Source organism: Chryseobacterium sp. SIMBA_038 (assembly GCF_046535115.1).
GTDB lineage: Bacteria > Bacteroidota > Bacteroidia > Flavobacteriales > Weeksellaceae > Chryseobacterium.
Genome location: NZ_JAWRXH010000006.1, coordinates 266,178 through 277,640, shown reverse-complemented (window position 1 = coordinate 277,640; position 11,463 = coordinate 266,178). Strand labels below are relative to the sequence as shown.

Here is an 11,463-nt window from a genome sequence, read left to right as displayed (position 1 = left end):
GCGATCCGGACGGGACTCGAACCCGCGACCTCCGCCGTGACAGGGCGGCATTCTAACCAGCTGAACTACCGGATCAAATTTTCGTTGTTGTAAATTTAAAGAACTATGTTTCTTTTTTGTGATTGCAAAGCTACAACTTTTTCCCTTAGCTACAAATTATTTAGTAAAAAAAAGCCTTCCAAAAACGGAAGGCATTCATTATCAAACTTATTTTTTTATAAGTGTGCACTTAATTTCTCAGCGATCGTCTCTTTTGGAGCTACTCCAACGATTTTATCAACAACCTCACCGTTTCTAAAAATTAGAACTGTAGGGATATTTCTGATACCATATTGCATAGAAATTTCCTGATTGTTGTCTACATCTACCTTTCCTACTATTGCTTTTCCATCAAAATCTGTTGCTACTTCTTCGATGATTGGTCCCAATGTTCTACATGGTCCACACCATACTGCCCAAAAATCAACCAATACCGGTTGTTCTTTTGATTTTGAAAGTATCTCTGCGAATGAGCTATCTGTAATTTCTAAAGCCATTTTATTTTTTATTTTTAATTAATATTATATTCTTTTTAATCGTTGATTTCGATATTCAAAATTACTACTTTTCAGTAATAAGACTATCTATGCTCAACATTTGTTTTTTCTATAGCGTAATCGCTTGAAATCTCTTTCAAAGCACTTACCAAAGCATCAATTTCGGCTTTAGTAGTCATGTGGCTAAACGAAATACGTAACGGCGTACAACCATCCATCTCATCTTCAGATAAAACCATCATCATTACCATTGAAGGTTTTGATGCTCCAGAAGAGCACGCGCTTCCCTGAGAAATTGCAATTCCTTTCATATCCAACTGAAGTCCGATCAAAGGGTTTTTATAGGGCAATAAAGCACTTAAAACCGTGTAAAGGCTATTTTCCTTTTCAGCGCTTCTTCCGTTGAATTTAATGCCTGAAACCTCAGCAGACAATCTTTCAATTGCGTAGTCTTTAATTTCCTGCATATGAGTTGCATAAGCTTCCATATTTTTAATAGAAATCTCTAATGCTTTGCCTAAACCAACAATTCCGGCAACGTTTTCAGTTCCCGCTCTCAGGCTTCTTTCCTGAGGTCCGCCTGTGATAATACCTTTTAATCCTGATGCTTTTCTGATGAAAGCAAAACCGGCACCTTTAGGACCGTGGAATTTATGGGCACTGCAAGAAGCAAAATCTACAGCAATATCAGAAAAATCCAATGGCATATGAGCCATTGTCTGAACTGTATCTGAATGGAAAAGTGCATTATTTGCTTTGCACAATTCTGCTATTTTTTTAATATCGTAAATATTTCCTATCTCATTGTTGACGTGCATTAAGCTCACCAACGTTTTCTTATCAGAAGCTTTTAATAATTCCTCTAGTTTATTAAGATCAAGATCTCCTTTTTCGTTAGGACGAATGTAAGCTACCTCTACTCCTTTTCTGTTTTTCATATCCAAGATACTCTCAGAAACACATTTGTGCTCCAATGGAGAGCTGATGATCCTTTCTACTCCAAGGTTTTCTACGCTGGATTTGATGATCATATTATTAGATTCTGTTCCACAAGAGGTAAAAATGATCTCAGCCGGAGTTACGTGAAGATAATCTGCGATCTGCCTTCTTACATTTTCAAGAAGAATTTTTGCTTCCTGACCGAAGCTGTGAGTTGAAGACGGATTTCCGAAATTCATCTTCATGGTGCCAACCATTGCATCAATAACTTCTTCCGAAAGAGGCGTTGTTGCAGCGTTATCTAAATATACTTTATTCATTTTTATTTTGAATATTTTAATTCTACAGAATTGAATTGATAGTCTGAAGGAACGGTAAATAATACCCAAGGATTTGAAATCACCTGTATTTCCATACCGCCTGATTCTACAAACGGAACTTCTACATACAGAATATTATTTTTCACAGAAACACTTTTAATTTCTGAAATTCTGTGATCTCCTGACCTGAACATTCCTAAGTTATATAAAACTACTTTTTTGTCTTTTGGGAATTTTGGATAATTAATTGCAGGCTCAGTTCCGGCTTCTACGATAAGATTTGAGTTACCACCTTTCACCGCTTTTTGAAGCTCCTGTTCATTTTTAATAATTGAAAATCCGGGCTGATCTGCTCCGCCCTGAGATTCTGAGACAAGAATTTCTGCTTTTTTCTGCATTTGTTCTGATTTTTTGGATGATTGATCAGTCTGAGAAACTGCAGTTGTACAGCTCATAGAAAGTGCTAAAAGCCCAATAAGTAGTTTATTCATTTTTACTTTTTTACTCACCCAAAATTAGTGAAAAAATTGGTAATGTCCTTCATTCGCCCATTTAAGCATTTGCTTATCTCCCGAAGTATCTCCGAAAGCGATGATTTTATCGTATTTAGAATTACTTATTTCTTCTTTTATTCTCATTAATTTTTCGTTTCCGTTGCAGTTTTTACCAATAAAATTTCCTGTGAAAACTCCGTTTTTAAACTCTGCACGCGTGGAAACAAGCTGCATTTGTAATGCCTCGGCAAATGGTTTTGTCCAGATGTCGAGTGAGGCAGTCACCAATAAACTTTGTGTATTATCTCTATCGATATTTTGAATAAAATCGAGCGCATTTTCGCGAACGATCTTTGGATAGTTCTCTTCAAAGAATTGCTTGGCTTTTTTCTCTATTTTCTCCTGAGTCTGGCCTTTCAGGATAGATCCGATGAAACTTTTCTTTACTTTTTCAGTTTCAGCCAATTTTAATTTTAATAAAATGAAAAGTGGAATGTGTCTTATAAATTGTACCCGAAACTTGGCAGAATCATAAAATTTAAGATACATAAACATGGTATCTTTATAGGTAAGGGTTCCGTCAAAATCAAAACAATACAATTTTTTCATTTTAATTAAAGCTTTAATTTTTTAAATATAAATTCAGGAATATTTCTGATGATCATCATAATAACGCCCCAAATCGGTAAAACGTATACAACATTTTTCTCTTTTTTGAATGCTTTATAAATACAAGCCGCTGCCTGTTTTGGAGTTGCCGTTAATTTTGGATTTAAAGGTAAGCCTTCTGTCATTTTTGTTGCCATAAAACCTGGTTTTACTGTCATGACATGAACTTTTTTCTCAAACAAATAATTTCTTAATCCGCTTAAATAAGCCGTAAAAGCTGCTTTTGCGCTTCCATAAATAAAATTACTCTGTCTTCCTCGATCTCCTGCTACAGATGATAATCCGATAATGGTTCCTGATCTTCTGCTTTCAAATTTTTGGGCAAAATAATTCATTACAGGAACTAATTTTGAGTAATTAATATCAATAATTCTCTCTGTATTTTTATTGTCGTACAGACCTTCTTCCGTTCCGTCTCCCAAATATCCTGTCGCACAAAATAATACATTTGAATTGACATAATCAAACTGATTATAATCAATTTCCTTCATCAGATCCAGTTCTATAACCTCAGACTGCTGTAGAAACATCACGTCGATATGTCTTGCAAACCTTTCCGTAGTTTCTTTACTAGACGTGAAAAGATAGATTTTTTCAAACTTTTCGCCCTCTTGCAAAGCTTTTTCAACAAAAGCCTGAGCTACCTCAGACGTACTTCCCAGAACTATCATTTATGAATTATTATTTATGATTCTTTTGTGCTGTAAAGACACAAATTTGGAACTTTGAACATTTTTAAGATAATTGGTAAGCGATGATCTGCTCATGCTGTCTTTGGTAAGATAAATTCTTCCTCCGAACTCCTGAACGATACCGTCTAACTGCTCAACCAATTTTTTCAGCTTTGAATTAACTTTAAAATCCAGCGCCAGCGTATAACCTTCAAACGGAAATGAGTTGTATGCATCAGGATTATTCTTTCCGAAAAGTTTTAAAACTGCCAAGAAAGAACCATTTCCGCTATTTGCGATGGTTTCAAGGATTTTTTTCATTCCTTCTTTACCTGTTTCTTTTGGAATTACCATCTGATATTGGATGAAACCTGATTTCCCGTAAATTTTATTCCATTCATTAACAGCATCTAAAGGATAGAAAAATGTTTCGTAATCGATGAAACTTTTCACTTCTTTTTTAGACTGTTTTTTATAATATAACAGATTGAAAATTTTCACCGTAAGTGAATTCAAAACAAAATTCGGAAAGTAAAAAGGAACTGTTGGCTGTAGTTTTTTCTTTAACCTTAAAGGATTTTTGGTTAAATTCTGAGGAAGCTCATGCTGAAAAGCATGTTCACCTCTCATCAAAATACTTCTTCCGATATCTTTTCCTTTTTGTAGACAGTCGATCCACGCAACGGTGTACGTCCAGCTTTCACTTTCTTCAAATAATGTAAAAATTTCATCAAGATTTTCTGCTTTAATACTTTCCTGACGGATGTAAGCAGATTCTATATTTTTAAGCTTAAATTTTGCGGTAAGAATGATTCCTGTAAGACCCATTCCGCCAATTGTAGCCCAGAATTTTTCGATATTTTCTTCTCTTGAACAAGTGATGATGTCGCCGTTTTCGGTCATTAATTTAAACTCGATCACATATTCAGAAAAACAGCCTTCTGCGTGGTGATTTTTACCATGAACATCAGATGCGATCGCTCCTCCAACAGAAACAAACTTCGTTCCCGGAGTTACATATAAAAAATAACCTTGCGGAACAGAAATTTCAAGAACCTCGGAAAGTAAAACTCCCGATTCGCATTCTAAAATTCCGTTCAAACGGTCAAAACTTATGAATTTATTTAATTTTTTAGTAGAAAATATATGTTCGCCCAATGAAGCATCTCCGTAACATCTTCCGTTTCCTCTTGCAATAACTTCATTATGATTAATGACAAAATCTTTTATTTTTTTGAAGCTGTCTTCAGACTTCATTTCTTTTTCCACTATGGGAAAATTGCCCCAGTTGGTGACTTTTTGTATAAAATTCGGCTTCATTTTTTAAAGTAAATTTGAATTAAAAATGCAGCCACCCATAATAGTAAGGTAACCTGTATGTATCTGTCTCTATAGACAATTTTTGTAGGAGATTCTGTCCTGTTATACACCAATGTCTGCTGTAAATATCTTAAAAAAGCAAAAACAACAAAAATTACGGTATAAAAAACTCTTTCATGAAATCTTGCCTGAACTTCTCGCGATAACGTAAACATCAAATAGCAAACGATCGCCAATGTTACAGAAATCGAAAGTGCAATATCTGCAAACTGTACATTATAACCATCTAATGCTTTTCTTGTTTTACCAGAAACCTGAGCATTGATAAGCTCTCCACGTCTTTTACCGATTGCTAAAACCAATGCCAAAACAAAAGTTAATAAAATCGCCCATTGGGAAATATTAATTCCAGTAATATAACCGCCTGCCAAAACTCTTAAAACAAATCCTGTCGCAATAATGAAAATATCAATGATCGGAACATGTTTTAATTTGAATGTATAAGCGAGATTCATGACAAAATACATCCCGATAATCGTCGCAAACTTCCAAAGATTTTCATGAAAATAAGTTTGTGCCAAGAATACGAGCGCAATATCAACGATCATTAAGCCAATAAGAATTCCTATTGCTCTTGATTTTGATATGGCTCCACTGGCCAAGGGTCTTCTGCGTTTTTCAGGGTGTTTGCTATCTGCTTCAATGTCGTTATAATCATTAAGAATATAAACAACACTCGCCGCCAGCGAAAAAATAACAAAAGCGAAAATACTTTTTGTAAGTAATTCTACATTTTTGATATTACCTGAAAAAAATAAGGGTACAAATACAAAAAGGTTTTTCACCCATTGCTCTACGCGAAGTAGTTTTAAATATTTCTTCATCTATGGTATTTCAGTTGCAAAAATAACAATTTCAAAATAAAAAATAATTGCATAAAAATACAAAAAAAACCGCCGAAGCGGTCTTTAAGAAAATATTTATATGTTAAATTAATTACTGCCCTTGTTTAGCATCATTAATCATTTTTTCATTTGCTGTAATAGCAAACTCTACTCTTCTGTTTTTAGCTCTTCCTTCATCTGTATCGTTTGTTGCAACCGGCATGCTTTCTCCTTCTCCTTTAGCAAACATTCTGCTTGAAGCAATGCCTTTTCCTGCCAAATAAGCTTTTACAGCATCAGCTCTTCTTTGTGAAAGCTTCATGTTGTAATCGTCTGCTCCTTTGCTGTCTGTATGTCCGTATACATTAATATTTGTATCAGGGTTATCTACAAGAACTTTAGCTAATTTATCTAAATTAGTTTGAGCTACAGATGTAAGGTTTGAAGAGTCGAATGCAAAAGTTACAATACTTTCGTTCATTGTAATTTTAATACCATCCCCTACTCTTTCTACTTCAGCTCCCGGTAAAGTTTCTTTGATGTCTTTAGCCTGCTTATCCATTTTATTACCGATAACGTTACCTGCAACACCACCAATAATACCTCCTAATACAGCTCCTAAAGCTCCATTTCCGCCTTTACCAACATTGTTACCTAAGATACCACCTAAAACAGCTCCCGAAGCAGCACCTACTGCTGTACCTCTCTGCTGGTGATTAGAATTCTGTACTGCCTCACAACTTGTCAACAACAATGCTGATGATAAGAATAGGCCTCCGATATATGATTTATTAAATTTCATCTTTTTTAATCTTTTATGTTTATAATTATTTCATTCCAGCTCTCTCGAAGTTGTAAACAACTTTTACTGTACTTCCGTCAAACGGAACATTTTGTTCTAAAGAAAACTGATCTGTAGTCTGATTGATCACATCTAAAGTATATCCTGCTAAATTTTGCTTAGCTTTAGTTCCATCAGCAATTTTTTTGAACATAAAAGTATTTCCGTCTTTCACTTCAAATTTTATAGGCTGAGTAAATCCAGAACCACAGTTTCCGCCACCGTTCACGGTAATAGCACCTGTGTAGTTATTTGGAATGAATCTCCAATGACTTCCTACAAAACACTGAGCATCAATCCCTTCGTCAAAAGGTTTAATTTTTAGTCCTTTATCGTAATTTATGCTTACAATCTGCCAATCCCCTTTTAACTTAAGAAATTCTGATCTCTGATTCTGTGATGTTTCAGCTTTCTTTACTGTGGAACAAGACACTGCAAAAAGTGATGTTCCTAACATCCCTGCAAGTAGTAACTTTTTCATTTTGTTGTTTATTATTTTGTTACTATAAAGTTATAAAAAACCGTGCCAAAATTGCATAATAAAAATAAAAAAAGTCCGAAAAATTCGGACTTTCTATCTTGGAACCTTAAATACAGGTAGATAAGTTATTTTTTAACAGTCTTTTTTACGGATTTCGTAGCCTTTTTTACATCAGAAGATTTTACGTTGTAGAAATTCGTATAAGCGTATTCAGCGGCTCTTTTTACATCAATAACTCCTCCGGCTTGAGAGAAATCACTGAAACCATTTGTTGTACTTGGATTGCTAGATTTTACTAAAGCTTCAATTATCTGATCTGGCTTTAATCCCGGCATGTATGCCAATAAAACAGCTGCCGCACCGGCTACAACAGGAGATGCCATTGAAGTTCCCTGAAGATATTTGTATCCGCTTTTTGTTACGGTAGAATAAATCTGTTCACCTGGAGCAAAAACATTTACTTTATTTTTATTGAAGTTTGAGAAATCAGCTCTTAAAGCATCATTATTATTTGTACTTGCCCCTACAACAATTACGTTATTTACAAGCGGTTTTTCGTCTGTAACGTTTTTATAGTTTGTAGGATAAGCTACATGTTCGGTAACATCTTCATTTTCATTACCTGCGGCTTTCACTAATAAAACTCCTTTACTTTCAGCGTATTTGAATGCATCCCACACAACATTTTTACCCGGAGAAACCGGTTTACCAAAGCTCATATTTAAAACTTTAGCTCCATTGTCTACCGCATATCTGATTGCGTTTGCAACGTCTTTATCTCTTTCATCCCCGTTTGGAACTGTTCTTACAGACATGATCTTAGCAACTTTAGAAGCTACACCATACTGAATTTCTTTTCCTTGAGGTAATCCTGCGATGATACCAGCAACGTGAGTTCCGTGGGTAGCATCAGGACCTTCGTAATGATTGTTCCCGTAATTTTTTTCAGAATAATCATCATAGTTATCGCCTACGATTGATTTTCTTGGGTCATAACTTAAATCATACTGCTGAGCTTGAGGAGTATAATGTTCAAGAGCTTCTTTCATCTGCTCTTTCATTCCTATTTCGAAATCGGCTGCAGATTTTCCTTTAAATTCAGGGCTTTGAGAAACCTGACCTAAAACATTAAGAGCAATCGCATCTTTTTGATCCGCCGGAGCTTTGATAGCCGCAATATTTTCTGCTGTTACAGATTTTCCACCTAATAATCTAACCATATTAGGAATAAGATCAGTGATCATCGTGTACGTTTGCATAGCTTGTCTACCTTCAACACTGTTTTTGGTGAAAATTTCTTTAGCCTTCATATACATTGCGAAGTCTTCAGGCATTTTTGTCTGATTAGCTTTATTTTTAGCTGAATCATCTCCTTCGAAAAGGGGCTTATATTTAGCAACAACTCTTGTTACCTCCATATTATCAACATCGATATCTCCGTTTTTCCCACCGATGAAATTCCATCCGTGAACATCGTCGATATATCCGTTTCCATCATCATCTTTTCCGTTATTTGGAACTTCATTAGGATTTGACCAAACATTTTTAACTAAACCTGGGTGATCAACCTGAACACCGCTGTCTAAAACTCCGACAACAACCGTTGTAGGTTTAAGACCTTTAGATTCTAAATATTTATATGCATTTTCCGTATTTACACCATATACTTTTGACGTAGCAAAGTCTTTGTGATACCAAGTCATAAGGTCTTTATCCTCATTCTGGTTGGCTTTAACCGCTTGTGCTTCCTGAGCAAAAGTGAAACTAAAACCTGCTAAAAAAACAGCAGCTAATAATACCTTTTTCATATGTAGTTGTTTGTTTATTATCAAATATTATATGAACCTGCTTTTATAGAATAATTATAAAAACAAAGCAATTTCATGTTAATATGATTGTTTAATATTTTTAAGATAAGTCAAAGATTCTGGTCCTTTGTTACAAATAAGATCCAAAATTGTTAAGTCTTTTAAAAACCCAAATTTATCTGAAAACGTTTGGTAATATTCTTCCATTTCGAATTCAGAAGCTGATTTCGCAGAGAATTTTTCTCTGAAATTGATCTGTTCAGGATTTTTGATATATTCTACATTCAAAGAGTGTGCCTTTTCTGTTTTTAAAATACTTTGAAGAATTTCGATGGCTTTTAAATTAAAATTCATTAAATATTTTTCCTCTAATTCATAAATCTTTTTCAATTTATCTTCGTAAAATTCAAAATAAGGAGAGCCCTGATAAGCTGTTTTGATTGATTTCCAGTGAAGACTTCTCCAATCTTCTCTATAAGAAATTTCTGTATCCTTAAACTCTCTATTCCCGGTGTGACTGATTGGGATTATTAATGTAAGCTTTCCGTTTGCTCCAAAAATATTGGTTCTGCTTCTGTACGTCTGTTTTGGAAAACTTTCAAATTGTTCAAATAAAACATCATTTTCAGCATTCAAAAAAACTGAAAACCAAGAAATTGGCGGTAAATAAAATACCGGTAATAATACATTCTTCATAATCATAATGCAAAAATGAAGTATTCTTTCAAATACTTCATTTTATTTTTAAATTTATTTTAACTATAAATCTTCTTCTGTTTTTTTCTTTTTCCCGAATAATTTCATGAAGTATTCCCATCCAAAGAATAAGATAAGAATCATCGCAGCGATCCACCAATATGAAGTTTTGTTGGCTTCACCAGTGTTTGTCGCTTTAAACATTCTGTCCCAACGAACTTTTTTTGGAGCCTGATACGTAGAACTTGCATCAGCAAAAACTCCCTGAACGCTCATCCATGTAAACATCGGCTTCCCAACTATATTTTCCTCAGGAACGAAACCAAAGAATCTTGCATCCAAAGAAGCATCTCTGTTGTCTCCCACCATCATAAAATAATCCTGCTTGATCGTATATTGATTCGCTTCTTTTCCGTTGATGAAAATTTTATCGTTTTTCTTTTCTAAATTATTGTGCTCGTATTCAGAAATGATCCACTGATACATCGGTAAAGTTTCTTTGTTGATTGCTACAACATCACCTTTCTTAGGAATTCTAACCGGACCGTACCAATCTTGGTTCCAAGGTTTGTTGACAGGGAAAATAGATTGTGTAGTGTCGATACTTTTTGTGTATGCCGTTTTATCAGCATTTAATTTATATGAAATTGTTGCAGAATCTTTCGGATACATATTCTCCGTCATGTCGATCACATTCGGAAGAGCTTTGATCTCTGCAGCCGTTTTATCAGTTAATCCCTGAAAAGCATACATAAATCCTTTATCCGTCTGCATTTCTCTTACAGGCAAAAATCCATAGGTATTGTAAAGACTTGGAATATCTAATTGACTTCCTGTGTTTACCGTGTATCCGTGTTGAACTTCCTGATCTCCAAGAACAACTTCCGGTTTATTATTAACGAAAAGTCTTCCACCTCTCATTTCAAAAACATCACCAGCAGCAGCCACACATCTTTTTACATAAGGATCTTTTCTGTCGATCGCTGTATGTACAGAATCCTGAGGATAGTTGAAAACAACTACATCATTTCTCTGAGGTTTATTGAATTGAAGTATTCTCTCATAAGGAAGCTTCACTCCATCAACATAAGATTTTGGATCATCTTTAGGATTTCCTTTTTCACCCGAATCAAAAATAGTTCCCTGCAAGAAAGGTATTGCCAAAGGACGCATTGGAAGTCTGTAACCGTAGCTCCATTTATTCACGAAAAGGAAATCACCTACTAATAACGTTCTTTCCATAGATCCTGTAGGAATCCCGAAAGGCTGCGTTACAAAAGAGTGAATAATGGTTGCAAAAACCACTGCGAAAGTAATAGAACCTATGAAAGAGTCTTTTTTCTTTGCATTTTTCTCTTCGTCAGTTAAGAATAATTCGTTTTCATCTTCTAACTCTACATCTTTGGAATAGTTCACACTTGCCATATAAATAAATGGAAGGATCACCGTAAGCAACTGATTCTGGAAAAGGCTTTTTCCAAATTTTTTCATTAAATAAATATGAAAAACAGACATCATGATCGGGCCAACGATCGGTAAATATGACAAAAGAGCCCACCATTTCGGATGTTTTGTTTCTTTTAAAATAATGAAATAGTTATAAAAAGGAACAAACGCAAAAAGCGGACTATACCCTAATTTCTTGAACAGTTTCCAAGTTGAAAGTCCCATTAATACAGATAAAATGAGGACGTATACTGTATAAGTTAAAAAATAATTCATAAATTTTTCTTGCCTAATCTATAATTTGAGTAATTGATAATGAGCAATAGGTAATAAAAGCCCTGCTGATCATTCTCTAATT

Annotated in this window: 12 protein-coding genes and 1 tRNA gene; all 13 read right to left on the bottom strand. The window is 34.6% G+C overall.

The window, feature by feature from the left end; all coding sequences use genetic code 11:
* Window position 1 precedes the first annotated feature (1 nt).
* Window positions 2–75, bottom strand: a tRNA-Asp gene (locus tag SB689_RS17530).
* Window positions 76–215: 140 nt separating this feature from the next.
* Window positions 216–536 carry a thioredoxin gene (gene trxA, locus SB689_RS17525; protein WP_410693397.1) on the bottom strand — a complete coding sequence of 107 codons (321 nt, stop codon included), beginning with the start codon at window positions 534–536 and terminating at the stop codon, window positions 216–218.
* 83 nt (window positions 537–619) lie between these two features.
* On the bottom strand, window positions 620–1,795 hold the full coding sequence (locus SB689_RS17520; protein ID WP_410693396.1) for a cysteine desulfurase family protein: 1,176 nt from the start codon (window positions 1,793–1,795) through the stop codon (window positions 620–622).
* Window positions 1,796–1,797: 2 nt separating this feature from the next.
* The gene (locus SB689_RS17515; RefSeq protein WP_410693395.1) at window positions 1,798–2,286 is read right to left on the bottom strand and encodes a hypothetical protein; all 489 of its coding nucleotides are present in this window, start codon (window positions 2,284–2,286) and stop codon (window positions 1,798–1,800) included.
* 24 nt (window positions 2,287–2,310) lie between these two features.
* On the bottom strand, window positions 2,311–2,898 hold the full coding sequence (locus SB689_RS17510) for an HAD family hydrolase (protein WP_410693394.1): 588 nt from the start codon (window positions 2,896–2,898) through the stop codon (window positions 2,311–2,313).
* A gap of 5 nt (window positions 2,899–2,903) precedes the next feature.
* The gene (locus tag SB689_RS17505) at window positions 2,904–3,629 is read right to left on the bottom strand and encodes an SDR family NAD(P)-dependent oxidoreductase (RefSeq protein WP_410693393.1); all 726 of its coding nucleotides are present in this window, start codon (window positions 3,627–3,629) and stop codon (window positions 2,904–2,906) included.
* Window positions 3,630–4,949, bottom strand: coding sequence for an FAD-binding protein (locus SB689_RS17500; RefSeq protein ID WP_410693392.1), 1,320 nt, complete (start codon window positions 4,947–4,949; stop codon window positions 3,630–3,632).
* Window positions 4,946–5,833: a decaprenyl-phosphate phosphoribosyltransferase gene (locus tag SB689_RS17495; protein WP_410693391.1), complete on the bottom strand. Its 888-nt coding sequence runs from the start codon at window positions 5,831–5,833 to the stop codon at window positions 4,946–4,948. Before SB689_RS17495 ends, SB689_RS17500 begins: the two co-directional genes overlap by 4 nt.
* Window positions 5,834–5,945: 112 nt before the next feature.
* Complete coding sequence (locus SB689_RS17490) at window positions 5,946–6,635, bottom strand: OmpA family protein (RefSeq protein WP_410693390.1); 690 nt, start codon at window positions 6,633–6,635, stop codon at window positions 5,946–5,948.
* A 25-nt stretch (window positions 6,636–6,660) separates the two neighbouring features.
* Window positions 6,661–7,155 carry a lipocalin family protein gene (locus SB689_RS17485; protein ID WP_410693389.1) on the bottom strand — a complete coding sequence of 165 codons (495 nt, stop codon included), beginning with the start codon at window positions 7,153–7,155 and terminating at the stop codon, window positions 6,661–6,663.
* Between the two features lie 125 nt (window positions 7,156–7,280).
* Window positions 7,281–8,963 (bottom strand): S8 family serine peptidase, encoded by a 1,683-nt coding sequence (locus tag SB689_RS17480; protein ID WP_410693388.1) that lies wholly within the window; start codon window positions 8,961–8,963, stop codon window positions 7,281–7,283.
* Between the two features lie 78 nt (window positions 8,964–9,041).
* The gene (locus SB689_RS17475; RefSeq protein ID WP_410693387.1) at window positions 9,042–9,659 is read right to left on the bottom strand and encodes a WbqC family protein; all 618 of its coding nucleotides are present in this window, start codon (window positions 9,657–9,659) and stop codon (window positions 9,042–9,044) included.
* Window positions 9,660–9,722: 63 nt separating this feature from the next.
* The gene (lepB, locus tag SB689_RS17470) at window positions 9,723–11,381 is read right to left on the bottom strand and encodes a signal peptidase I (protein ID WP_410693386.1); all 1,659 of its coding nucleotides are present in this window, start codon (window positions 11,379–11,381) and stop codon (window positions 9,723–9,725) included.
* Window positions 11,382–11,463 lie beyond the last annotated feature (82 nt).